We start from the raw sequence: 24373 nt of genomic DNA, 5'->3' as shown, positions 1-24373 counted from the left end.
AGAAAGCTCCCCGCTAAAAGCGGGGGGCTTTTTTTATGCTGTCGGCCTGGTGAGTTGATTTCATATAGACTCCCCTGTTATTTTTTATTTTGAAAGAGAAGCTATTGTCTTGTTGCATATTAAAGGTGACCAGGGTATCCGTTCCCGTTATAACGAGCATGGGTGTTGGCAACGCTGTAGTAGCGGAGTCGATGGCCCGCATATAGTTGATGAGTCGTTTTCCTTGTTGTGTAATATGTATGGTTTGCATCCCGTTGCCTGTATTGGTAATCCCGGCGGTGATGCCAGCCTGTTCAAATACCGCGGTATCGCTGTTGGTGTTTCCGCTTATCAGTTTAAAAGCCACCGGTTTGGGTGTTGTTTGGGCAGTAGTTGCCGGTTGTTGACCAGTAGTGGCCTCTTCCTTGGTAGCTATTTGCCGGCAGGCGAATAAGAAAATAGGTATCAGTAGTAAGGATCTTTGCACAATTAATTATTTGAAAAGATAAAGCTATTGATTTTTTATGGATCTATGGGTATAGGCAGCTTAATATACCGGCTATTTATATATTGTTTATTTAAATAATATTACAATATAATAAAATACATAAGAAGAAAGGCAAACCAGGTGCGAGTCAGGCCAGGCGGGCTTGATAAATAAAATCGTTTTTGCAATATCTATTTACCACTGATATAAATATTTAGTTGAAATAATAAGAGATTTTGTAGTTTAGAGGCCTCGTTATGTAAGTGTGAAGCAAGCGTCCTGCCCGGAGGAAAAACAGTTTCCCTCAGTTTTCAAAAAAATTTGGTTTTTGTTTTAAAATTTTTCTGACCACCATTGGTTCAGATTTTGGTTGAAAAAGAAAGGGGCTGTTTTCACAGCCCCATACTTTTTAACGCCAGGTTGACCTTTATAATTAGCTAATATTTTCGATGATACCGGCAATGCCTTGTCCACCGCCTACGCAGGCAGTCACAATACCGTATTTTTTATTCAGTCGCTTCAGGTCGCCGAGCAGCTGTACCGTGAGTTTAGCGCCGGTACAACCCAGGGGATGCCCCAGTGCAATAGCGCCTCCATTGATATTCACGATGTCGGGATTGAGGCCCAGTTCCCGGATAACGGCGATAGACTGAGAAGCGAATGCCTCGTTGAGTTCTACCAGGTCGATATCCTGTAAAGTTTTTCCTGTACGCTGCAATACCTTAGGAATAGCAGCCACAGGGCCGATGCCCATAATACGTGGGTGTACGCCGGCAGACACACATCCTACCAAACGGCCAATAGGCTTTAATCCCAACTCGTTGACCATGCGTTCGCTCATCACCACTACGAAGGCAGCGCCGTCGGACGTTTGCGACGAGTTACCAGCGGTAACAGAGCCTCCGGCAGCAAATACGGGCTTCAACTTACCCAGTGCATCCATAGAAGTATCGGCGCGAGGGCCTTCATCGGTATCTACTGTATAAGTGCGTTTTTGTTTTTTTCCTTTCTCATCCACATATACTTCTTCTACAGCAATAGGTAAAATTCCTGGCTTGAAATAGCCGTTCTGAATAGCGTTTAATGCTTTCTGATGTGATTTAAATGAGAACTCATCCTGGTCCTGGCGGCTTACTTTAAACTCAGAAGCCACTGCTTCAGCGGTGAGTCCCATGCCAATATAATAATCAGGGTTAGTACTGGCCACGGTATAGTTAGGTACAGTTTTCCAACCGGCTACGGGCACCAGGCTCATACTCTCTGTGCCGCCGGCAATGATACAATCGGCCATACCGGACTGTATTTTAGCGGTAGCAATTGCGATTGTTTCCAGGCCGGAAGCACAATAGCGATTCACTGTCATGCCTGGCACATCAATGCCTAACGCTCTTACTGAAATCATGCGCCCGATCTGCAATCCCTGCTCCGCTTCCGGTACCGCATTACCTACAATCAGGTCGTCGACCCGCTTGGGATCCAGTTGTGGCAAGGATTTCAGCAACCCGGTAATTACGTCAACCGCCAGATCATCCGGTCTGTAAAAACGAAAACCCCCTCTTTTAGATTTGCCCACCGCGGTGCGGTATCCGGCTACTATGTACGCTTCCTGCATGAAAAATAATTTTATAATGAGCTAACGGTTAGATTATCAACATAATGGGTATTTATCCACATTTCAGCCTTTTTACCAAATTTAATTAAATTAAGTACATGAATATTCAGAAAAGATGCGTTAAATTTGCACTCTCGTTTTTAACAAAAGAACGGGAAAGCTGACTCCCTAGCTCAGTTGGTTAGAGCTACTGACTCTTAATCAGTAGGTCCTGGGTTCGAGCCCCAGGGGGGTCACAGGAAACAATGAAGCTCGCGCTAGTCGCGGGCTTTACTGTTTAAATGTATTAATCATAACGATATCGATTTATAAATTGATATCATATTTATGCTCATTGAAAATGCGCTTTGGGGACAATTTATTACGTCGCTGGTTAATTTGTAACACCTGCCTTTGCACAGATCCTCAATCCAATCTCTCACAGAAGACGTCTATGGATCAGTAACATTCCATGTCAGTAAAACCTCTTCATCTTCCTTCAAATATTTCATGCGCAATAACTTAGTATAACCTACTTAAATAAATGATTTTCATGCCTTTTATTAAATTAGATATAGTATGGTTTTAAATGTATATTCGATTAACTGGTTTTGAAGCGCTTTACCACACAGAGTTGGGATATCCTGGAATACCTTTTTTCAGAAAATCCTAGATTTGTATTGAATATTAAATTTTCGTTGCACTTATTTTATTAGAACTAGTCTATTTAAAAGATTATATATGGCTCAAGCAGATGATTTATTTAGTAGTAATCGATTTGAGAATGGAAGTAATGAAGTTGAGCAGGAAATAGGCAATGATGAAGTGACTATTAAAGTTCCCTTTGACCCTAATACAATAAAAGTAAATTCGAGACCTTTTACCATTGGGCAAATATTGGATGACATCTTAGAAAACATTATTGACCTAGATACCGAATTCCAAAGGCTGCCAGGGTTATGGGATACTAAGAAGAAAAGCAGATTTATAGAATCACTTTTACTAAAATTGCCTATTCCATCATTTTATTTTTATGAGAAAGAAGAGAATGATTTAGAGGTTGTTGATGGTCTGCAGCGTATTAGCACTGTAAAAGAGTTTGTTCTTGAGAAGAAGTTTGAGCTTATAGATTTAGAATTTTTAAAGGAGTTTAATAGTTGTAAATATGATGAATTACCTCTGACTTTACAACGACGTATAAGAACGTTCCCTATAACAGTTTATTTAATAGAGAAGGGTACACCACATCAGGTAAAATACAACATTTTCAAAAGAATTAACCAGGGAGGGTTAGTACTCACTCCACAGGAAATAAGGCATGCAATAAATCAAGGAAGACCTGCTGAACTGGTCGCGGACCTGGTAAGATGGCAAGACGTAAAAATGCCGGATGGCGGCTATAAACAGCGTAAGAATCATGATGACACAATGACGATACTAAGAGCCACTGAAGAGGGGCTTGCATTTGCTTTTGCGACAGACAAACGAATAAAGTCTGACAGAATGGAAGATCGGGATTTCGCTACTCGTTTCCTTGCTTTTTACCTGATAGATTACAAGTCATATCAACCAGATTTAGACACATTCTTAAATAGTGGAATGGCTAAGTCGAAGAGTTTATCCAATGATGATATTTTAAAGGTTAAGGAAGATTTTGCGCGGGCAATGAATACTGCCTACAGTATATTTGGTAATGATGCCTTTCGAAAAAGATTAAACAAAGATGATGATAGAAAGCCGATAAATAAAGCCCTATTTGAGGTATTAAGTGTAAGTTTGGCCAAAGTTTCAATATCGGAAGCATCCTTATTAATTCAAAGAAAGGAAATTTTTAAAGACAAGCTAATAAAACTGCAGAATGAGGCTGATGGGAAATTCTGGCGTTCAATTACCCAAGGCACTGCACAAAAGGAAAATGTTGAACAACGCTTTAAAGATATTGAACGAATAGTTAAAGAAACACTATATCCATGATAGAGAAACTGCGAATTAAAAATTTCAAGTCCCACAAAGATACTTCCATTGCATTGGGACATCTAACCGTTCTTTGTGGGCAAAATGGTGTTGGAAAATCTTCACTAATACAAGCTCTTTTGCTATTAAGGCAAACGAATTTAAAGAATAAACTCAACGAGATCCTAGACCTCAATTCACCTCTATGTTTTATTGGCAAAACCAAAGATGCCTTATATTTATATGTAGATAAAGTAAGAGGAGATGAAATATCAATTATTCTGGGAGATAATGACCAGGAATACTCGTGGGCTTTTGATACATCTAAAGACTCGTCTTTTTTGACGCGGTTGAATGATATAAATGATAGTGACGGCTATAATACGCTATCGCTTTTCACCAATGACTTTCAATATATTAGTGCCGCGCGATCCGCTGATTATGAAAATGATGATTATGAAGTACAGATACAGCGACAATTATCTATTAAGAAAGGTAAGGGAGAATTAACAGCGCAATATTTATATACTTTTGGAAAAGTAACAAAAGTAAATGATAACTTATTACATCCATCAGAACCTGATACTTACTTACTAAGTCAGACAACTGCATGGGAAAGAGAAATTAGTAAAGGCGTTAATATTAAACCTAAAGATGTTGGAGGAGGATACGAAATAAAGTACAGCTTTATTAATTCAAATTTTGGTGAGACTGAAGAATTCTCCTCTGAAAATGTTGGATTTGGATTATCCTATTCACTTCCTATAATTGTAGCAATTCTTTCCGCCACACCTGGCTCACTTTTATTAATTGAAAATCCAGAAGCACATCTTCATCCTTATGGGCAGTCCAAATTAGCAGAACTTATGTGTCTCGCCGGGCAAGCTGGCGTTCAGATTATTGTTGAAACTCATTCGGACCATATAATAAATGGCATTCTCGTTCAATGCAAGAAATATGAGAAAAGCCAATTCGGAATTGATAAAAAAAATCTAAAAATTTACTCTTTTGATCGTGATGAAACTGAACATGCAACGGTATCCACAGAAGTAATAGTTGATGCAGGAGGCAAATTACAAAATCGTCCTTCCAGCTTTTTTGATCAGATAGGTAAAGACATAAGGGCCTTAATTTAGTAACTTATCGTGATGAGAAGATTCCACATTTACATTAAATTCCCGATTGATTTAGAGAGACATATTGCCAGTCCACAAGAAGGTAGAGAATTTACATTGATGTTGCAAATCATCCTTGATCGGGCTGATTGTGAACATGGAGTTAAGCTATATTTTGAGGAGTCAAATAAACAAGATTTTTTAAATTGCCTTGAAACAATTCTCGACCTCGTGTGCTACACTGGGGCCTATGAGATGAAGGAAGCTATTCAATATCTACTTTTTGAAGCTAATGCAAAAAACTGGGAGGATGGCCCTCTCCACGAGCAAAATGAAGAAAAATGGCCTTATTATAAAGAATTCAATCCCCATAGCAGGAACTTCGAAGAAAGCCCAGCTCCAGTTCTGAAAGAAATCACAGAGAAAACAGTTGCAATTATTGACCCAGTATCCGAAAGATGCTTGTTTTTGGATATTCTTGGTTCCACCAGCCGTAATCCTATTCCTGTAATTCGAGTTTCAAAGGATATTAAAACGGACCTAATAAACATCAGTGTTGTTACGAATTTTAAAGAATTGGAAATCTACTTTGAAACCCAAAGGATAAAAAGGATATATAATCATAATGACAATCGTCATATAGAAGGCCATGCCAGATATATACCGGGGAAATCACCATTAATTGGAGGGAACATTGGAAAAATAAATGCCGAAAGTCTATTACAAAGCGCAATCGGAGATCAACACAAGCACCGTTACTTAATTAATTTTGACCCGGCAAATTCAGCTTACATCAGATATGAAGACGAAGGTTTTCAATGTCAATATCATGGTTACCACTTAGTTCAACCAGGAGTCAGACCCCATACGCGGGATACCATTGCTGAAAATGAAATACCCCTGAGAATAATATCTATATTAGAATATAGAATGAAAAATTAAGACTGGATAGCAGCAAAGTAAGGTCAGTAAAAAGCGGTATTGTGATCAGGCTAGTATAGGCTATCATTCGTTTCCCTACTGGATTGACAGAATAGCAGGTCCCAAAGATACATTGCAGGTTTCACTCTAATTGTTCTCCCTGCTGTGAGTCCGGCAGTAGTACATTTGGAAATCTTGGATCCAAATGGGACCATGCTAAGGCTCTTGGAATTTTATCCTTTATCAATCAAAGGTGAAATCATTATTATAGACATACTTTCATTATCCTCTGCAGTCGTATCCCTCCGGCGAAGTACGTCTCGACGGAACGAAGTAATATTTGTAAAGTTCGAAGGAAGCTATTTTTAAAATCTGCGAGGGAGCAGGTCTTGCATTTTATTAATGGGATGATCTGCTACGTTTTTCGTATTCTTGAGGAAATATGACAATAGACGGCAATGCATGACAAAACGCGGATACCCACGCTTGCCGCCAACCCAGTCACATGATACCCAGCTGGTGGGCATTTGAAAAAGGCTTTTCCTATTTTCTGCCCTATCATTAACTCATTCCTATCCCAAATTTTCCATTTGTTTTAAAATGGGAATTAATGATTTTCCATTTTCGGTAAGATAGTATTCTATATGCAGCGGCTTTTCTTTGATAACAACTTTTTGTAACAGGCCGGCTTCCTCTAGTTCTCTCAATGCCATAGATAACGTTTGCTTGTTAGCCCCCTCCATTTGCCGAAGCAAACTGTTAAACCGCAAAGCCCCGTCCATTGCTAAACGAAATATTTCCGGTTTCCATTTACCCGACAATTGCTTCAAAAGCACCTGGGCAGGGCAGGTTTCATTATCCTTTACATTTTTCTTAGTGGTCATAAAAAACTGACTTATTGCAGGAGAAAATCAATCGGTCGAAATTTGTGTAAAAATAAATCTATCACGGCATTCCCGTTACAACTATTTAGAAAATGAGGTCAATCTTCTCTGTCATACTATTAATCATACTACCTGGCAGCGCTGATTGCCAGGCCCAAACAAAAAATAAAATGGAAAATAACAATCCTTTATTATGCAATCCGGAAAGTGGCATTTGCGAAATGCCGATGAACCAGGGAAATCCGGCAGACACGAACAATATAAAGTCAGGCAAAAAGCCCATCACTATTATTTACTATACTGATCCAATTTGCTCTTCCTGCTGGGGTATTGAACCACAATTGCGGAAGCTGAAGCTGGAATATGGTGGTAGCATTGAAATAGAATACCGAATGGGTGGCTTGTTGCCCGACTGGAGTTATAACAGCGGTGGAATCAGTAAGCCTTCCGACGTAGCTCACCACTGGGATGAAGTGAGCGCACATTACGATATGCCTATTGATGGCGATGTTTGGCTGGAAGACCCATTGGCTTCTTCCTACCCGCCCTCTATTGCTTTTAAAGCAGCTCAAATGCAGGATAAAGAAAAAGCCATCCTATTTCTTCGTGAAATAAGAGAGATGGTTTTCCTGCAAAAAAAGAACATTACTAAATGGGAACATCTGGAATCTGCTGCTGCAAATGTGGGATTGGATATCCTGCAATTCAAACAGGATTACGATGGTAAAGCCAGGGAACTTTTTAACGAAGATTTGAGTTTAGCCAAGAAATTAGGGGTCCGCGGCTTCCCTACCATGTTTTTTGCCGACACAACAGGCAGGTCTGAGTTTGTTTATGGAGCTAAGCCCTATATTACCTTTGAGGCTGCTGTTTTAAAACTTTCCCCAAGCATCACAAAAAACAACTACGACAAAAATTGGTCTGCCTTGTTCACAATATATCATACGTTAACAGCAAAGGAGTTTTCGGAGCTAACAGGAACACCAAGAAGCGAAAGCGAGCAGGTTTTGAATAACTTAAGTGCGGAAGGAATGTTGGAGAAGTGTACAACCAAAAATGGCTCACTTTGGAAAGTGAAGAGCGTGAAAGATATGAATCGCTGATATTCAGCGTTCTATACTAATAAACTCACCTAAAAAGCAGACAAGTCGTTACTGGCTTGTCTGCCTTTTTTGCCAGCTATTTATATGCTCCTTTTTCTTAATTTAGTAACTGCGTATGCTACAGCACTATCGCCAGGTAGCCATCACCCCCTAAACAGTCTATCTTGGAGCAGTATGAAAAGATATATTTATACAAGCGGATTGTAAGCGCTAAACTTTTTATCGATAAGTTTTACGCTGACAGCATCGACCTTGATGATATTGCCGACCAGGCAAATTTTTCAAAATTTCATTTTATCAGGCTGTTCAAATCTATTTACAGCCTGACCCCCAAAAACTATCTGATTCATCTGCGAATCGAAAAAGCAAAAGAATTACTAAGAGAAGGACACTCCGTTTTAGCAACAGGACTAATGGTGGGCCTGGAGAGTCCTACCTCATTTGCCGGTATGTTTAAAAAGATAACCGGGCAGTCACCTTCCCATTTTCAGAAAAGCGAAACAACCAGGAAAAATGAGATGAATAAGTATCCATTGCGGTTTATTCCAAATTGTTTTGCCGAAACTCACGGCTGGAAAGAATAGCAATTTTGAAGAGGTGGAAAGGATCCAGATTTAGCATTTTTACATAAAAAAATATGATTACAAGAATTACGCACACCAGCGTCTATGTTCTCAACCAGGACAGTGCATATGATTTCTATGTAAATAAGCTTGGATTTAAAGTGCATACGGATGTCCCCATGGGCAAGGATGCAAGATGGCTGACCGTAACGCCACCCGAGCAACCAGAGTTAGAAATTACACTTTTTCTTATCATCGAAGGGTCCATGTTCGACAAAGAGACTGTGCAAACGATGACTTCGCTTATCAGGAAAGGTACCTTCGGCGCAGCTGTATTTACCTGTAAAGATCTCCTAGCTACTTACGAAGAGTTAAAAAGTAAAGGCGTTGTTTTCAAAAAGCCCCCTACAAAAGAATTTTACGGCTATGAGGCACTCTTCTTAGATGATTCCGGAAACTGGTTTTCACTGGCACAAATAAATTCCTAGTGTATGAAATCAATATTTGACAAGGAAACAAGACTGGAGGTAGTCCGGAGAATTGATTCCCTTACCAAAAACAACACCCCGCTGTGGGGCAAAATGACCGTTGCTCAAATGGTAAGACATTGCGCCCGCTGTGAAGAATATTATTATGGCAATATAAAAATCAGCCGGTCATTGATGGGACGCATTTTTGGCAAAATAGCCATTAAAGCAATTTTAAAAGATGAACATTCCAACATCAGAAAAAATTCGCCCACTCCTCCGCCGTTTAAGGTAACTGAAAACATCACCGATCTGGAGGGTGAAAAATTAAAATGGAAATTGTTGATTGAACGCTATGATACATTTAATAGAACGGAATTTACACATTGGTTTTTTGGTAAATTGACAAGAGAACAGCTAGGGCAATTTATTTACAAACATTGCGACTATCATTTAAAACAATTTGTTGCGTGAACAGAAAGCAGGAACAATGATGCCTTCCCGATTTCAACAATTTAATTGTCATCATCGGAAAAGGCATCATTGAAAAATTGGGGTTATTTCAAATAATTATCTACTCAATAGATCAAGGCCAGCCTATTGATAATCTGGGTTCTGAACGAGCACGCCTTTATCAATATCTATCTGGCTCTGCGGCAGAGGCAAGCGGTAATTTTTCTGTACAAATGTTTTATTAATAATAGCTTCCGAAGCAGGTATGTTTAACAACTGTACGCCCAGTTTCCAACGTTTAATATCGTCATACCTGAAACCCTCAAAGGCTAGTTCAATTCTTCTCTCATGCCGGATTCTGTCTCTCATTTGGGCTTGAGTAAGCCCGGCCGGTAAAGGTGGCATATTAATATCCGCCCGGGTCCTAATTTGGTTAACCGCACCATAAACACCTGCACTCGGTCCGTCTACCTCGTTTGTGGCCTCCGCATACATCAACAACACTTCTGCATAGCGCATAGCCGGCCAGTCACTGCCATTTTTATTTGCATATATATTCTGGGCGTCTGTTCCTTCCACATGCTTGTAATAACTATATCCTGTTGGCGAAGGAAGAATACGGGCAGTAAACCCATTTTCAAATGTTACAGAATCGGAGAACAATGTCTTCGACATTCTTGGGTCCCTATTCTGATAAACATTATTCGGATTATACAGGGGGTTGCTGGTAGAAAAACTGCTTCCATCCTTAAATTCAAATTCATTTGCGAAATTTTTCAGTGGAAGTAATGCTCCTCCCGGCGAGCTTGCATCAAAAATGTATTCTGCCGCAACACCTATAAATTGAGTAGCAGTAGGATTATTAGGCGCTAAAAATTTCACAGAAAAAATAAACTCAGTATTACCTTCCTGCTTTCCGATATCCTCGCAAAACAATCCCCTGAAACTCGGGGAGATAGAATAGAATGACGAGGCCATAATGTCCCCTGTAATTGTTTTTACGTTTGCCATTATATCCTTCCTGGAAGTTCCATCTGCATTATAGGCATCAAATAATAGTACCCTCGATTTCAATACCTGCGCTGCAGCCTTCGCAAGATGGCCTTTATTGGCGGCGTAAGATACATTGGGCAAGTTTGATATTGCGAAATCAATATCAACAATTATCTGTGTTTGTACCGCTACAGCAGTTGATTTGGATTGATGCTGATTTTCCACTGAAAGTGGTTCCAGTACTAACGGTACTTCTCCATAAAATCTATATAGATCAAAATATTTCATGGCCCTCATCAGCCTTGCCTCTGCTTCATACTTTAATTTATCGGCAGCAGAAAGATCTTTGAATGAATAGCCTGATAAGGTTTTCAGGAAGATGTTATACCGTGCGATACTGGCATATGATGTGGAATACACGTTGTCAATATAGCCTCCCGACGTTGGAACAATCGGGCCTCTCGACAGGGTGGTGGTACCGTAGGTGTTGTTATAGTTATAGCCGTTGTCCGCCATACAATCATAGTAAGGACTGGAAGCAGTAAACATGGGATTCTGCAATGTTGCATAACAGCTGGTCAATGCAGCATCAACGGAAGATTTGGAGGTATAATAGGTGGTTGCATTTAACATATCTGTAGGGTTCCTTTCTAAAAACCCTTTGGAACAGGCAGTTAAAAGCACCAATGCCATTAATAATATATTGATATTGTGAAAAGCGGATTTCATAACTAATAGATTTTATACATTAGAAGGTAGCCTTAACACCGAATGAAAAGACCTTACTCTGAGGATAATTAACGAAACTGCCGTTGCCTGACCGTTCGGGGTCAAGTCCCTCATACTTGGTAAAAGTTATCAAATTATCTCCGGCAAAGTATACCCTTAGATTTTTGAGATACAATTGCTTAATCGTTGCGTATGGCAAGCTATATCCAACCTGTAATGTTTTCAGTCGCAGGTAGGAATTATCTCTCAAAAGATAAGTGGACGGGTGGTTATATGAAATAGGATCACCCAGTTGTACCATGGTAGTAGAGTGGTTTTCCGGTGTCCAGGCTTCGGTATACTGCTTCTTGGTCGGGGCACTTCCCTGCACAAACGGCTGTACTCCCCAACCGGTTACATATACCTTTGATCCGGCAACACCCTGGAAAAATCCAAACAGGTCGAATCCTTTCCATTCCGCATTTAAATTGAATCCATAAATCAAAGCTGGGAATACGCCTTTTGTCATAGGTATCCTGTCATAGTTATCTATCACGCCGTCTGGCTTTCCGTTAGGTCCGCTCACATCTTTATACTTTAACGTACCTGGTTGCGTATTTTCACCAAATTGTTTAGGTGATGCAGCTATTTCTTCTTTGGATTGAAAGATCCCATCAGCCTGCAGCAAATAGAATGTGTTCCATGGAAGTCCTTCTCTGTAGATGGTTCTTGAGTTAATCTGATCGGCCCCGAATTTCACCAGCTTATTGTTGTTATGTGTGAAATTCAGACCGGCGCCCCATTTCAGTCCATTTAAGATTCCGGATTTTATATTGTCATTGTACTTTAGGTCGAATTCGACGCCCGTGTTCTGCATCGCGCCGCTGTTAACCACAGGAGCAGTTAGCCCAACCAGGTCGTTTACCTGTGCGGTACGTAAAATGTCTGTAGTATATTTCTTGTACACTTCTACGGTTAACGCCAGTTTATTGAATAATAAAAGATCTGCTCCAATATTGGAGCTTGTAGTGGTTTCCCACTTAATGTTTGGATTATTTAAAGCCGTTTGCGCTACCCCTTGCGATAGACTGGCGTTATCAAAAGGGTATGTACCTGTGAATGACAATAATGCCTGGTAGGGGTAGTTGCCTATATTCTGATTGCCAAGTACTCCCCAGGAGCCTCTAACTTTACCGCTGGATAGCCATGGTATTGCATTCGCAATAAATGCTTCATTAGTGAAAACCCAGCCAGCTGATACAGACGGGAATACTCCCCACCGATTTCCGGCAGCCAACCTGGAAGTTCCGTCGGCACGTACATTTAGCTCCAGCAGATACTTGTCTTTCAACCTGTAGTTCAATCTCCCAAAAACAGATTGTATGGCCCATTGGGCGCTGGTACCGCCATTTGTTTGTCCTCCTTCAGCACCGGCATTTAACTCAGGCGTTAAATTCGTTTTGTACTCGCCCCGGTATGCTGACATATTGGAGACCTGGTCGTTCTCATTACTATAGCCCAACATGAGATTAAAGCGATGCGATTTAATCGCCTTTTCATAAGTTAGATACGTGAAGAAATTTTTGTATAATTCGTCATAGGTATCTTGTTGCAAAAAGGAATTATTACCATAACCCAAAACAGACACGTCACGATACAGGTGTTCATATTGATCCTGAAATGCAACGAAGCCCTTGTCTTTTTCAATAGAATAATTTGCAGCAAATTTTGTATACCAGTGCAGTCCATCTATGATTTCAAAGTCTGCCCAGATCTGCTGGTTGGCTACATAGTTAATATTGCTGCCTGGTACTTCTTTCCAGGTAAAGTAAGGGTTCCAGTTATTTTCCTCGAACGGGTAAGCTCTCCAGGAGTAAAGGCCGCTGCCATCTGCGACTGTTGGCTTAAGCGTGGGAGGTTGGGCCAATATGCATAAGAAATAGTTGGTGGGGTCCAGGTTGCTGGAATTCCAGTTAGCTACGCCGTAGGAGTTGCCGTTCTTGAGAATGGTATTCGCACCCAGCTTTAACTTCTTGCTAATTTCAGAAACCAGGCTCAATTGGGCACTGTATTTTTTATAGCTGTAGGGAGCCAATGTACCTTGTTCATCCACCGCATTTAAGGATAAATTGAAGTATGTTTGCTTACCACCACTCAGCGACAAGTTGTGCATTTGGGTAGGCGCTGGTTTTATCAGGAAATCCAGCCAATTGAAACTTGGATACAGATTTTTATCTGTCGGATTGGTATAGGCATCTATGTCGGCCTGGGTATATTGTTTGCCGGGAATTGGAACCCCATAATTGCTATTCGTGATTCTTGTATTCCACGCTTTCATATAGTCAGCTGAATTCGTCACCGGGTCAAGCATTTTAGTGGGAGTATGTATGCCGTAATTATATGCATACTCAAGCCGTAGCTTTCCATCTGAATTTTTGCCGGTCTTTGTAGTTACCAGGATTACGCCATTGGCTGCTCTTGAACCATATATTGAAGCGGAAGCAGCATCCTTTAATACAGAAACACTTTCAATTGAGTTCGGGTCGATATTTGACAAGGAGCCTGCTACGCCATCTATCAGTACAAGAGGATTGGCCCCGGCTCCGCTAAAGGTGCCAAGCCCGCGAATCGTAATAGATGAATTTCCGTCCGAAGGACGGCCATTTGTTTGCACCACCTGTACACCAGGAAGCACACCTTGCAGCATGGAAGAGACATCTGTTACCGGTCGCTTGTTCAATACAGATCCAGTTACCTGCGATACCGCTCCTGTCAAGTTTACCTTCTTCTGCGTGCCATATCCAACCACTACTACATCCCGCCCTTGTGTTATTGCCTGCTTCATTACAATGCTGACAGGCTCTTTTCCTTTTACCTTTATTTCCTGCGTTTCCATTCCAATATATGAAACAACAAGTGTAGCGTCTTCACCGACATTTTTCAATGCATAAGTACCGTCAACATTTGTTGCAGTCATGTTGTGTGTGCCTTTTATCATCACAGTAGCGCCGATCAGGGGAGTCCCGTTTTCATCCGTCACCTTTCCGGAGATATCTATTGGTGGGGGTAAATTTGGAATAGTACCTGTTGATTCCGGCGTGGGTTCAATAGGTTTTGGACTAAGAACAATGTAATCGTCGAAAACCTTATATGTCAATCTCTGATGTTGAAATATCTGGTCGAGTACATTCACCAATGCATTATCTTTTACATTAATTGTTACAGGCTCTGCCCCTCTTACCAATTCCTTTCCGTAGACAAAACTGAACTTGCTTTGTCTTTTAATTTCAGTCAGTACTTTATCCAGCGGCTTGTTTCTTACGGATAAGGTAATTGTTTGGCCTTCTGTACGGGCGGCTGCGTGGAGACATGCAGCAAGAATACACATGGCAGTTAGTTTCATAATTCGTTGAATTTTAGCGCCCCTCCTGGTTCCTCGTATTGGAGTATAGGGGTACTGGAGCAAAAAATGCTTTGCTCTGCTCAAAATGGCAGTTAATTGCATACTTTTGAAGTGTTTGGTTAATAAATCGGTTAAGCGTTTTATTTAATTAGACCTGCCAGGGGTGGTTCCAACACTCCTGGCATTTTTGTTCAACAACCATTAATATTTCATAACGATCACTTTATTACCTTCAATTACAAATTTTATTTGCTTTGTCATTTCAAGAAGTTTCAGCATTTTGGATATAGGGACATCTCTTTTAATATCTGCCACGAATGTTTCAGTTATTGTATCCTTGTATACAACATCAATGTTGTACCATCTTGACAATTGATCTGTAATTTCTTTAACGCTGCTGCCGTCAAATCGAAATCGACCATCCTTCCAGGCCATTACTTCATCGGTATCCTGTAGTTCCAGTGTTGTAAGTTGCGCGTTTGCAGGACTGAATATTGATTGCTGTCCGGGGCTGATAATAACAGCATGCGGGTCCATCATCCCGCTATTGGCACTGGCTAATGATTGTACCCTCAGGCGGCCTTCCAATAAGGTAGTCTGGATTTTTTCGCCATTAAATGAATTAATGTTAAAATGTGTACCCAGTACTTCGGTCACTTGTTTCCCGCTTTTTACTTTAAATGATTTTTTTGCGTTGTGAGCTACCTCGAAATAAACCTGACCTGTTATTTCCACTATTCGCTCACCGCCGGGGAATGACGTAGGAAAACGAATAGATGAAAGTGCATCCAACCAAACCTCACTTCCATCTGACAACTGCAAATGGAAGGTTCTGCCCTTCCCGGTAGCAATCGTATTATAAACAACCGCTTCCTCGGAGGTATTGCCAGGGGAATTATATATCATGGAACTGTCTTTCTTTACTGCTTCTGCCAGTCCCTGGTGTGTCACCGTACCATTCGAAACATCGTCCAACGCCTGTTGAGTTCCATCAGATAATGTAAGGACCACCTGTTGCGTGGCAGGCAAAATATCGTTTTTGAATCGTTGCACCTGGGAAAGGGAATGCTGATTGTTATGCCTGGCGCCGTAGAAGAAAAAAAGAGTCACTGCGGCCAGCAATAGCAGGATAGCAGCGGCGGCCCACCACCGGGAGGCCCTTTGAATAAAGTATTTGCGGGAGTGATGCTGTTCTGTTGGTTTGATTTGTAACAACAGCTTTTCTTCCATCGCCTGTTCCAATTGTTCTGCTTCTCCATCGCTCCATTCCCATTCTCCAGTATCAACAAGCCGGGCATACCATTTTTCTACCATCTCTTTTTCCTCAGTAGAACAATTCCCGGTACGATACTTTTCCAAAATGGCTTTTGCCTGTCTTATATCCATGATCTGGTATATTGATATACCTTAATTGTCCGCTGGCACAGGTGTAGGGGGTAAGGAATCTTAGCTTTTTTTTTGCCTGGCGAAGAAAAGATTTATACAACAGATAATCAATAAAATATGCAATCAAACTATTCATCCTATTACCAAACAATGCAAAGTAGCACTGTATGGATTCCTGGTTGCGTGAATGATGAATCAGAAAGAAAATCAGCATATCCCTTATCATGAACATTGCAGAAAGAAAATAATGAGTTTATTTACTCTTAACGGGACAATTTATTTTCTATATTCGCATTATTCATCCAAAATCACGTTATGATTTACTACAACTCGTTATGCCGGCAATAACTTTGTATACTGATGAAAAGCTTCTCGAATTAATGAGCAGTGACAATGAAGACGCATTCAGCACGATTTATCGTCGCTATTGGCAGGGATTATTTGTTACGGCTGCCAGGGCATTACGTGGGAAAGATGAAGCAGCAGACGTAGTGCAGGAAGTTTTTCTTTCATTATGGAATCGTAGAAAAGAACTGAAAATTGAAGGCTCGCTGGCCGCTTATCTGCAAACCAGTGCGCGTTATAAGGCGATTCATTACATTGAAAAGAATATCACCCGACGTGACTATCTTAGCAAGCTCGTTCATAGTACGGCCAGTGATATTTGCGCTGCCGGAGAATTGCAAATACAGTTTAAAGAAGTACAGCAAACTGTCGTAGACGCCATTGAAAAAATGCCTCCCAGAATGCGGGAAATCTATAACTTGAGTCGCCATGAACACCTGACTCACAGACAAATAGCACAAATACTTAATATATCTGAAGAAACGGTAAAAAAACAAATCCAGTATGCGTTACGGCTTATTAAATCAGCGCTAAGATATCATCGTTTCACTTTACCAATACTGATTCATTACATTTTTCTTTCCCGGTGAATTTACACTAAAAAATCACTACCAGTGGACGCTTTTGCCACCCATAGCCGTAAATCTGTCATTTAACGAGGCTCCTCCTCATGACATAATCCCATCAGAAGAAAAATATCCAAACCTATACCCCCTACCCATACCCAAGCGGACAATAAATGTGGTCATCCTATTGACTGTTCTTTAAAATTGAAAAAATGAATCGAATTTTAATTCAAAAAAGGCTGGTTATCGCATTTATTTGCTTTCTATTTCCTATTCAGCTCTTTTCTCAAGCGATCTTTATTCCTCCATATAAGAATATATGGACAAGCGCTCCCCGAAATATTCCGACGCAATTTTCAACCGATGCACCGCTGATGGGCAATGGTGACCTATTGGCTACATTAGGATATCAGCACGACAGTCTAAGATTCTATATTTCAAAAACTGATTTTGGCAGATGGGAGTCCAGATATGGACACGGGAAGAAAGAAGCCGATGTGGCAGGTAGCAGATTGGTAGCCTACCTGGACATTATTTTTCACAATACCGGAAAAGGCCCGCAGACGGGTGATCAGTCATTTTCAGCCAGTCAGGATATCTGGAATGGTGAAACCTCTGCTCGCATTGGTCAAAACATATCAGTCACTTCCTGGGTTTGTGCTACGAAAAACCTGATTTTCATAAAAGTGGATGCATTGAAACAAAACGGAACGGTGTCAGTTAAGCTTGGGGCACCCGAAAATGAAACGGCAAAACTTTCCGATGGACAGTCAAAAAGCATCATTTGGCAAACACGTTCCTTCGATGACCATGTCGATATTCCTGCTTCTGCATCTATTGCGATGAAGACAATTAATTATGATACACCATCTCAGCTACTCATAAAAAAGGGGCAGCCACTATTCCTCGCGATAGCTGTTGAGAGTAACTTCAAGCAAAAGAACCCATTGGAGTATGTTAAAAACAGTATATCCGGTTTTACACAAAAAAGCATTCCCCCGTTCCTCCAACAGCATAATGCGTGGTGGAAACGATATTGGCAGCAATCCAATGTATTGCTGAACGACTCAGTACTCATGAAGAGCTATTATCAAGGCTTGTATACAATGGGCGCCTGCAGCAGAGATGTAAATTTTCCTCCTGGTATTTTCGGATGGATTTCCAGTGATGCTCCCGCCTGGAACAACGACTACCACCTGAATTACAACTTCGAAGCGCCATTCTACGCGTTATACGCAGCTAACCGGTTAGAGCAGGCTTTACCCTACGACGCTCCCATTCTTGCCTTCATGCCAAGAGGTAAATGGTATGCGGAGCATGTAACACACACAAGAGGTATATTGTATCCTGTAGGTATTGGGCCATTGGGTGTAGAAGTTACCAGGCAGGTAGATACATTTTATACCCATCTTCATCCCGAAGGCATTGAAAAGGGCGGAATGTTTTGGCAGCAACGGTCAAATGCCGCTTACGCATTACTTAACTTAGGGCAATACTGGTATAGTACTTATGATACCAGCTATGCCAAAAAAATTTATCCCTATGCACGGTCTGTGGCTGAGTTCTGGGAAGATTATCTAAAGTTTGAAGAAGGCCGTTATGTAATTTACAACGATGCAATACATGAGGGGTCCGGTCACGACATCAATCCCATATTGTCTTTAGGTTTAGTTCGATCTGTTTTTAATTTAATGATTGACCTGAGCCACTATCTACATGTCAACGAAAAAGAAATGGTAAAATGGGAAAGCATTTTGAGCCATATCAGTCAATTTCCGTTGCAAACCAGGAATGGGAGAACCGTTTTTCGCTATACAGAGAAAGGTAAGGATTGGCACCCCGACAATGGATTAGGTATCCAACATATCTATCCGGCCAATGCCATTACACTGGATAGCGACACTGCGCTGCTGTCTATATCCAGGAATACTATCGATGAAATGAAACGTTGGAAAGATTATAATACCAGCAGTAGCTTCTTTATGGCAGCCATCCGGGTTGGTTATAATCCGGACACTATATATAGCAAGCTGCACGATTTTGTAGCCAATACACGCCCCAATGGCTTTATCAACAATAATGTACACGGTGTAGAAAACTCCTGCGTAGTAACCAATGCCGTCGATGAAATGCTCTGTATGAGTGTAGGCAACGTTATCCGGCTATTCCCTTCTCTTCCTCCACAAATTGATGCCTCGTTTAATAATCTGAGGGCCAATGGCGCATTTTTAGTTTCAGCAAAAAGAAAAGCCGGCAACATTTCCGACGTGGAGATCATTAGTGAGAGAGGACGGCATTTAACTATTGTGAATCCCTGGGGCAGTAAACAGGTGAAGTTGCTCAGGGCAGGTAAACCTGCCGAACTGCTCAACGGAACCAGGTTTACCATATCAACGGAGGCCGGCGAAAAAATAAAAATAATGCCGGAATAAACGGCTGTTATCATTCATCATATGAACCGGATATAATGAAAAAAACACTTTTCTTCATTTCATGTTTACTTGCGATCGTCTTGAGCAGCCTGCAAATCAAGTCACAAAGTGTGTCGGCAGATCAGCGGGCACATGATTTGGGGATTCCCACATTGGATGAACTGGCGGGAACATGGATTCCACAAGAATTGGCGGTCAATCCACCTTCATTGCATAATTGTCATAATATGCTGATTGTGGATAAAGATCTGACGTCCTATTTTTTTAACCCGGGAGGTTGGTTGTACAACCTGGCAGCCTATGCGGATCCCCGTGAACCAAGTATATGGAAACGTGGGCATCCGGCGTTGAAATTACTAATTGACGGCATCGAATACCAATCGGAAGAATTAAAACAGGGCAATTATCGGGTCCTCCGCAGGAATGAACATTGTAATGGATTATCGGTAGAAACTGATACCAGGTTAATGCATCAGAAAAGGGGTGTTCTTTTAACCGTCAAATGTACCAATACCACTTTAACAGCAAAGAGGTTCAAACTAACGATGAAGGTGCCTGGCAGCATACAGCCCGATGGGATTGGAGTAGCCAACGAATTCCAGCGAAAAGGTGTCATTACAGTTGTTCGCCCAACGTCTCCTCCCGATAAAATAGATATCGATGCATATATCGTGGCACTCTGGAATTGGCATATAGATTTAAAACCAGGAGAAACCTATACTATAGGCTTTGTAGCAGGAGATGAAGATACGCAGTTGACGACTACCGATGGTTTTATCCAGGGTGATATCAATCATGCGAAAGGGCACTACATCGACAGCTGCGTGAACATGTGGGCGAAAGCATTTAATGCTGCCTTCGAGGACTGTAAGTTTCAATGGGCAAACCGTTGGGCTGATGCCTTTACCGTCAACAATTCACATTACTCCGGGCATGCACCTGTACTGAAAACAACTGATGCTGCCCTGCAAAGGAATTACTATATGGGGATTTTTACTTTGCTATCGGTTGAACGTTCACAATTTCCAATATATCCTGTATCCTTTATCACTAACGGGGAAAGGGATGATGGCACACAGTTTTACGGAGATTTGGCAGTATTACCAACGCTCTGGTCTTTACTGGAACCCAAGGGAATGAAAGCGACGCTCAGACGCTGGCTGGTACAAAATCTCCGAAATGGCGCATGGCTGGATATTCGTCAAACCTCAGGGTATGATACCACTCATTATAACAGGATGTTTGGCTATGCCTTTAATGCCTGCCTTTTTTTTAAAACTGCAGACACTTATTTAAGAGTTACACAGGATACCGCCTTTTTGGATGAAGCCCTGGAAGACGGAAGAACTGTTTTTCAGCATTTAAACCGGATTGCTGTTGATTGGGAAACATTACCAAAAAACAAAACAGGGCTAACAGATTTCGGAGGGAATGAGTGCCTGCTGGAGTGCGATCCGAACTACACACACTATGTAGCCGCCATGAATGCACAAGTAATTTATATGCTCCGAAAAATGGCGGGATGGCTAAGGTTTAAGGGAAATCCTGTCAGTGCGGGAAAAATGGAAATCCAGGCTAACAAATTACTACCCATCGTGATGCAATTGTACAAAGAAGGAGAAGGTATCTGGCTTTCATATGACGAAAAAGGGAATAAGGTTGAAATCCGGCATTGTATGGATTATGCTTATGCCGGCGATGCCCTGGTAAATGACTTATCCAGAAAACAGAAGCAGGAGATGAATAACTTTGTAAAGTCAGAATTGATGACCGATAACTGGATGCGTGCCATGAGCCTACGCGATAGTGCCGCTGCCTATACTTACCGTGCCGACCATGGCCCATATGGTTCGTACGATGTTTGGTTGCCGTTAACCATGCATACCATGTGGCAATTAGGCGATGCCAGTTCAGCTTTTGACTTTTACAGACGCATTTCGGCGGTAACGCTGGAAGGGTCATTTACGCAGGCGCATGAATTTTACGGACCTACCTATAATCGGAAGGATGCACCGGTACGAATATCCGAAGCCTGGGGCAATATGCGGGAAACCTCAGGGGGCGGTACTTTCGCTGAAGTAGTTATACAAACTTTCTTTGGATTCGATCCCAATATATCTGGCACAAAGATCCTGGTTGACCCAGCTCTTAAACGTCCTTTTAAGGGAGTATTACAAAATGTAAATTGTCACCATAAAAATATTTCATTGCAAACCGGTGAGGATGGGATTGAAATAAAATAGTACGCCAAGATTACTTAGTAGTTCAATTATGTTCCGCCAGAAAATTCGCTAATTACCCAAAAAATAAGGCCGGCCCTTGCTCCCGGAACGCGGGGCGAGGCAGATAATAGCTGGCATAACCGCCATAGTGGTACAGGTCCCGTGAAACAGCCCGTGGCCTGTGCCACTATTGGTTCCCTTTTGCCAGCTGCATAGCCGCCGGCGTTAAATAAGGGTAAAACATACTGGAAAATATATCGCTGTAATGCGCAATAGCTTTACTGCCTTTTAGTTTTAATGTCAGTTCGTTGTTGGATAACCAGAAGTCGCCCACAATAAAAATCTGGGTAACAAATGCTTTCAATACTTCTTCTGGTAAATCGGCCCTGAATACGCCATTGGCTTTCAATTTCTCAAAAACAGACAGGAATTCCTTCTCCCGTCTTTGTGTCAACGCCGCATAGTCCTTCTTTACCGCGGGTATACGCAATCCTATCTCCACAAAATGTAAAAATATAAACCGGTATTTATATCCCAGCTCCAGGGAAGTAGTAACGGAACTACGGATCATGTGTAGGTCTACTTCCTCCAGCGCTTCCACACTGGCTACTATCCGGTCAAAATCGGCCGACAGGCGGTCGTAAAGCGTTTTAATAATTTCGTCGGTATGCTTAAAGTGATAGTGCAAATTGCCGGGGCTGATCCCCATTTTAGCGGCAATATGCCTGCTGGTAATAGTGTTAACTCCCTGGCTATTATATAACTCCAAAGCCGTTTTCAGAATGCGCTCCTTAGTATCCATATCCAAATTTAGATGTTTGATCTGATTTTAAAAATAATTAGTACATTTGTTCTAAATTTAAAGATATGCAAAACGAATCAAACGAACCGGTACAGGATGAAATGCCTTTACTTAAAAGGTTGAGAGGCAGCATATTTCCTATCGCTCCCGGCGATAGCGCACCGGTAAAAATATTGAAGACAAGTGGATTCTACCTGTTCACCGTAATGGTACTTGTTGTTACATTACTGCTGGGGGGAGCCATTATGTTTGTTTTGTGAGATGAAAAAATTATTTGACCCCTTATTTATCACGTACGGGGTAACGTGGTGTATTATTCACCTGTGCAGGCATTTGCACCAACCCATCCCGGTATTGAATGATCATCTGACCGACCTGGTAGCAGTACCTGTCATGGCGCACTTATCGCTTCATTTCATCCGCCGGTTTATTGTATGCAATGCCAACTATACTTATCCGTTGGGCTATTTGTTGTTCATGGCTGGTTATACGGCGGTGGTGTTTGAGTGGATCATGCCGCATTTTTCTTCTCGTTATACCGGCGACTGGTGGGACGTGGCCGCCTATTTTGGGGGTAGCTTCTTCTACTATTACTTCCACGGGAATCCATATCTTCCTCTATTTAAGAAACCAGTATAAAACAATGGTTGCCGCCTGCTGGCAGCAACCATTGTACAATTATTAAAATGCAGGATCCTGCGGGGTATTGGGGTTATCATTCCGCTCTACAAACGGATACGGGAAGTAATTCCTCTTTCTTTCAGCTACGGGCCTGCCGAAGCGGCGGCTATCCTCCAACTCCTGCGCGCCCATAAACAATTCTATCCGGCGATGCTGAAAAATCAAGGTGAGCAGGTCTTGTTCTGAAGCGGCTACAGCTGGCGGCAGGGCAGCACCTACGCCAAAAGGATCGGCAGCAGGCGTTTTGGTCACCACTTTGTTCAACTGCAACAATCCGTTGAGTACGTCGTGCTGGCGGGCATAACATTCTGCTTTTATCAACAATATTTCTCCCGGCAAATAAATAGGTACCGCGGTGACATTGGTCAGAAAAAAACCATTGATATTAAAATGTGGTTTTATCGTCCTGGTAGCAATATAAAACGGTACGCGCTTATCCGCCAGGTCAGGCTGCAAGCCTACCGGCAACCCCATAGTGGAGTCTACCACATTGTAGATATTATTGGTGGCAGTCACCAGGGTATAAATCGGATTGGTAACCTGGGGATTAAATCCCAATACTGACTTTACCGTAAGGTCTACTTTATTCGCTGCTGCTAGGGCGCCGGCATAATCGCCGGCATATAAAGCATACCTGGCCTTCAAGGCATACAACGTATTTACAATATCCACACTGGCAGGTACATTTACCTGGAAATTACTACCTATAGGCGTTGCCGTTACCGTAGCAATAGCATTATCCAGTGTAGATGCTGCCAGTGCAAAGCCTTGCTGCCCGGCAATAAAGTTCACATTATTGGTAGTAGATCCGGGTGTACTGTTACCCGCCGGCACCTGCTCCCAAAAGCTGGCCTGTACGCCAATTGCCAGCGCTTTAAAGATAGAAGCGTAAGCAATGATACCGCTGGCATACCCTTTATCGGAAACGATAGCATTGGTACGGCGCATAATACTATCGGCTTCATAACGGATCTTATTGCTCACCGACCATAACCCGGTAACAATTGCATTGGTATTAAGAATCTTTACTCCGCCGGCGCCTATTTGCGCTTCATCGGTATTACCCGGGTTGGTGACAAAGGTTTCCCCGGTGAGTAAACTACCGGAAGCCACGCTGGTATATAATATCCCAATCCGGTCTTTTTCGTACCAGGCCTGCAGCCCTACAGCTGCATTGGCTAAGGCGTTAGGCGTACTGTAAGCCTGTTCTGACGATGGTCCTGACGGGTCCTGGTAATCTTTCTTACAGGCAGTGATACAACTAATGGCTACCACACCCAGCAAGCATTGTTTGACATATCGTTTCATGATGGATCTTT

At 41.8% G+C, this 24373-nt stretch carries 20 protein-coding genes, 1 tRNA gene and 1 pseudogene; 14 read left to right on the top strand and 8 right to left on the bottom strand.

The window, feature by feature from the left end:
• Positions 1 to 13: 13 nt before the first annotated feature.
• Both HGH91_RS13645 and HGH91_RS13640 read right to left on the bottom strand, forming a co-directional pair.
• Positions 14 to 466 (bottom strand): hypothetical protein, encoded by a 453-nt coding sequence (locus HGH91_RS13645; protein ID WP_168738954.1) that lies wholly within the window; start codon positions 464 to 466, stop codon positions 14 to 16.
• Positions 467 to 899: 433 nt separating this feature from the next.
• Positions 900 to 2078 carry an acetyl-CoA C-acyltransferase gene (locus HGH91_RS13640; protein WP_168738953.1) on the bottom strand — a complete coding sequence of 393 codons (1179 nt, stop codon included), beginning with the start codon at positions 2076 to 2078 and terminating at the stop codon, positions 900 to 902.
• Between the two features lie 162 nt (positions 2079 to 2240).
• Here HGH91_RS13640 and HGH91_RS13635 point away from each other — a divergent pair.
• The 5 genes and pseudogenes from HGH91_RS13635 to tnpA all read left to right on the top strand — a co-directional run.
• Positions 2241 to 2314: transfer RNA gene (locus tag HGH91_RS13635), tRNA-Lys, on the top strand.
• 484 nt (positions 2315 to 2798) lie between these two features.
• Complete coding sequence (locus tag HGH91_RS13630) at positions 2799 to 4031, top strand: DUF262 domain-containing protein (protein ID WP_168738952.1); 1233 nt, start codon at positions 2799 to 2801, stop codon at positions 4029 to 4031.
• Positions 4028 to 5146 carry a DUF3696 domain-containing protein gene (locus HGH91_RS13625; protein WP_168738951.1) on the top strand — a complete coding sequence of 373 codons (1119 nt, stop codon included), beginning with the start codon at positions 4028 to 4030 and terminating at the stop codon, positions 5144 to 5146. The genes HGH91_RS13630 and HGH91_RS13625 overlap by 4 nt, the downstream gene beginning before the upstream one ends.
• Before the next feature lie 12 nt (positions 5147 to 5158).
• On the top strand, positions 5159 to 6067 hold the full coding sequence (locus HGH91_RS13620; protein ID WP_168738950.1) for a hypothetical protein: 909 nt from the start codon (positions 5159 to 5161) through the stop codon (positions 6065 to 6067).
• Positions 6068 to 6089: 22 nt separating this feature from the next.
• A pseudogene (gene tnpA, locus HGH91_RS31620) lies at positions 6090 to 6197 on the top strand (IS66 family insertion sequence element accessory protein TnpA); the annotation flags it as partial.
• Between the two features lie 421 nt (positions 6198 to 6618).
• Here tnpA and HGH91_RS13615 read toward each other — a convergent pair.
• On the bottom strand, positions 6619 to 6930 hold the full coding sequence (locus tag HGH91_RS13615; RefSeq protein ID WP_168738949.1) for a winged helix-turn-helix transcriptional regulator: 312 nt from the start codon (positions 6928 to 6930) through the stop codon (positions 6619 to 6621).
• A gap of 170 nt (positions 6931 to 7100) precedes the next feature.
• Here HGH91_RS13615 and HGH91_RS13610 point away from each other — a divergent pair, with 170 nt between their 5' ends.
• The 4 genes from HGH91_RS13610 to HGH91_RS13595 all read left to right on the top strand — a co-directional run bounded on the left by HGH91_RS13610 (position 7101) and on the right by HGH91_RS13595 (position 9537).
• A complete protein-coding gene (locus HGH91_RS13610) occupies positions 7101 to 8033 on the top strand; it encodes a ClpXP adapter SpxH family protein (RefSeq protein WP_168738948.1) in 933 nt (310 codons plus the stop codon).
• A gap of 164 nt (positions 8034 to 8197) precedes the next feature.
• Positions 8198 to 8617 carry a helix-turn-helix transcriptional regulator gene (locus HGH91_RS13605; RefSeq protein WP_211092283.1) on the top strand — a complete coding sequence of 140 codons (420 nt, stop codon included), beginning with the start codon at positions 8198 to 8200 and terminating at the stop codon, positions 8615 to 8617.
• Positions 8618 to 8670: 53 nt separating this feature from the next.
• A complete protein-coding gene (locus HGH91_RS13600; protein WP_168738947.1) occupies positions 8671 to 9084 on the top strand; it encodes a VOC family protein in 414 nt (137 codons plus the stop codon).
• A 3-nt stretch (positions 9085 to 9087) separates the two neighbouring features.
• Positions 9088 to 9537, top strand: coding sequence for a DUF1569 domain-containing protein (locus HGH91_RS13595; protein WP_168738946.1), 450 nt, complete (start codon positions 9088 to 9090; stop codon positions 9535 to 9537).
• A 123-nt stretch (positions 9538 to 9660) separates the two neighbouring features.
• Here the strand turns inward: HGH91_RS13595 and HGH91_RS13590 are convergent, their stop codons facing one another.
• From HGH91_RS13590 to HGH91_RS13580, 3 genes are all read right to left on the bottom strand, one after another.
• Complete coding sequence (locus HGH91_RS13590; protein WP_168738945.1) at positions 9661 to 11238, bottom strand: RagB/SusD family nutrient uptake outer membrane protein; 1578 nt, start codon at positions 11236 to 11238, stop codon at positions 9661 to 9663.
• A gap of 19 nt (positions 11239 to 11257) precedes the next feature.
• On the bottom strand, positions 11258 to 14620 hold the full coding sequence (locus tag HGH91_RS13585) for a TonB-dependent receptor (protein WP_168738944.1): 3363 nt from the start codon (positions 14618 to 14620) through the stop codon (positions 11258 to 11260).
• Between the two features lie 201 nt (positions 14621 to 14821).
• Complete coding sequence (locus HGH91_RS13580; RefSeq protein WP_168738943.1) at positions 14822 to 16006, bottom strand: FecR family protein; 1185 nt, start codon at positions 16004 to 16006, stop codon at positions 14822 to 14824.
• Positions 16007 to 16341: 335 nt separating this feature from the next.
• Between HGH91_RS13580 and HGH91_RS13575 the strand changes: the two genes are divergently transcribed.
• From HGH91_RS13575 to HGH91_RS13565, 3 genes are all read left to right on the top strand, one after another.
• Positions 16342 to 16941, top strand: coding sequence for an RNA polymerase sigma factor (locus HGH91_RS13575; protein ID WP_168738942.1), 600 nt, complete (start codon positions 16342 to 16344; stop codon positions 16939 to 16941).
• Between the two features lie 188 nt (positions 16942 to 17129).
• Complete coding sequence (locus tag HGH91_RS13570; RefSeq protein WP_168738941.1) at positions 17130 to 19349, top strand: glycosyl hydrolase family 95 catalytic domain-containing protein; 2220 nt, start codon at positions 17130 to 17132, stop codon at positions 19347 to 19349.
• A gap of 35 nt (positions 19350 to 19384) precedes the next feature.
• A complete protein-coding gene (locus HGH91_RS13565; protein ID WP_168738940.1) occupies positions 19385 to 21592 on the top strand; it encodes a hypothetical protein in 2208 nt (735 codons plus the stop codon).
• Positions 21593 to 21758: 166 nt separating this feature from the next.
• On the opposite strand, the gene HGH91_RS13560 is transcribed toward HGH91_RS13565, so the two are convergent.
• Positions 21759 to 22373: a TetR/AcrR family transcriptional regulator gene (locus HGH91_RS13560; RefSeq protein WP_168738939.1), complete on the bottom strand. Its 615-nt coding sequence runs from the start codon at positions 22371 to 22373 to the stop codon at positions 21759 to 21761.
• A gap of 65 nt (positions 22374 to 22438) precedes the next feature.
• On the opposite strand from HGH91_RS13560, the gene HGH91_RS13555 reads away from it, so the two are divergent.
• Complete coding sequence (locus tag HGH91_RS13555; protein WP_168738938.1) at positions 22439 to 22633, top strand: hypothetical protein; 195 nt, start codon at positions 22439 to 22441, stop codon at positions 22631 to 22633.
• Position 22634: 1 nt separating this feature from the next.
• Entirely contained in the window at positions 22635 to 23012 is a 378-nt protein-coding gene (locus HGH91_RS13550; RefSeq protein ID WP_168738937.1) for a hypothetical protein, read from the top strand.
• A 42-nt stretch (positions 23013 to 23054) separates the two neighbouring features.
• Here HGH91_RS13550 and HGH91_RS13545 read toward each other — a convergent pair whose 3' ends face one another.
• Positions 23055 to 24362, bottom strand: coding sequence for a RagB/SusD family nutrient uptake outer membrane protein (locus HGH91_RS13545; RefSeq protein ID WP_168738936.1), 1308 nt, complete (start codon positions 24360 to 24362; stop codon positions 23055 to 23057).
• Between the last annotated feature and the right edge of the window lie 11 nt (positions 24363 to 24373).

Origin of the sequence: Chitinophaga eiseniae (assembly GCF_012641265.1) — a bacterium.
GTDB classification, from domain to species: Bacteria; Bacteroidota; Bacteroidia; order Chitinophagales; family Chitinophagaceae; genus Chitinophaga; species Chitinophaga eiseniae_A.
This window is presented reverse-complemented; position numbering and strand designations above follow the sequence as displayed.

Excerpts from the sequence above, each read along its gene's own strand:
- HGH91_RS13640 (WP_168738953.1), bottom strand. The coding sequence starts at position 2,078 with ATGCAGGAAGCGTACATAGTAGCCGGATACCGCACCGCGGTGGGCAAA.
- HGH91_RS13630 (WP_168738952.1), top strand. The coding sequence starts at position 2,799 with ATGGCTCAAGCAGATGATTTATTTAGTAGTAATCGATTTGAGAATGGA.
- HGH91_RS13625 (WP_168738951.1), top strand. The coding sequence starts at position 4,028 with ATGATAGAGAAACTGCGAATTAAAAATTTCAAGTCCCACAAAGATACT.
- HGH91_RS13620 (WP_168738950.1), top strand. The coding sequence starts at position 5,159 with ATGAGAAGATTCCACATTTACATTAAATTCCCGATTGATTTAGAGAGA.
- HGH91_RS13615 (WP_168738949.1), bottom strand. The coding sequence starts at position 6,930 with ATGACCACTAAGAAAAATGTAAAGGATAATGAAACCTGCCCTGCCCAG.
- HGH91_RS13610 (WP_168738948.1), top strand. The coding sequence starts at position 7,101 with ATGGAAAATAACAATCCTTTATTATGCAATCCGGAAAGTGGCATTTGC.
- HGH91_RS13600 (WP_168738947.1), top strand. The coding sequence starts at position 8,671 with ATGATTACAAGAATTACGCACACCAGCGTCTATGTTCTCAACCAGGAC.
- HGH91_RS13595 (WP_168738946.1), top strand. The coding sequence starts at position 9,088 with ATGAAATCAATATTTGACAAGGAAACAAGACTGGAGGTAGTCCGGAGA.
- HGH91_RS13590 (WP_168738945.1), bottom strand. The coding sequence starts at position 11,238 with ATGAAATCCGCTTTTCACAATATCAATATATTATTAATGGCATTGGTG.
- HGH91_RS13585 (WP_168738944.1), bottom strand. The coding sequence starts at position 14,620 with ATGAAACTAACTGCCATGTGTATTCTTGCTGCATGTCTCCACGCAGCC.
- HGH91_RS13580 (WP_168738943.1), bottom strand. The coding sequence starts at position 16,006 with ATGGATATAAGACAGGCAAAAGCCATTTTGGAAAAGTATCGTACCGGG.
- HGH91_RS13575 (WP_168738942.1), top strand. The coding sequence starts at position 16,342 with ATGCCGGCAATAACTTTGTATACTGATGAAAAGCTTCTCGAATTAATG.
- HGH91_RS13570 (WP_168738941.1), top strand. The coding sequence starts at position 17,130 with ATGAATCGAATTTTAATTCAAAAAAGGCTGGTTATCGCATTTATTTGC.
- HGH91_RS13565 (WP_168738940.1), top strand. The coding sequence starts at position 19,385 with ATGAAAAAAACACTTTTCTTCATTTCATGTTTACTTGCGATCGTCTTG.
- HGH91_RS13560 (WP_168738939.1), bottom strand. The coding sequence starts at position 22,373 with ATGGATACTAAGGAGCGCATTCTGAAAACGGCTTTGGAGTTATATAAT.
- HGH91_RS13555 (WP_168738938.1), top strand. The coding sequence starts at position 22,439 with ATGCAAAACGAATCAAACGAACCGGTACAGGATGAAATGCCTTTACTT.
- HGH91_RS13550 (WP_168738937.1), top strand. The coding sequence starts at position 22,635 with ATGAAAAAATTATTTGACCCCTTATTTATCACGTACGGGGTAACGTGG.
- HGH91_RS13545 (WP_168738936.1), bottom strand. The coding sequence starts at position 24,362 with ATGAAACGATATGTCAAACAATGCTTGCTGGGTGTGGTAGCCATTAGT.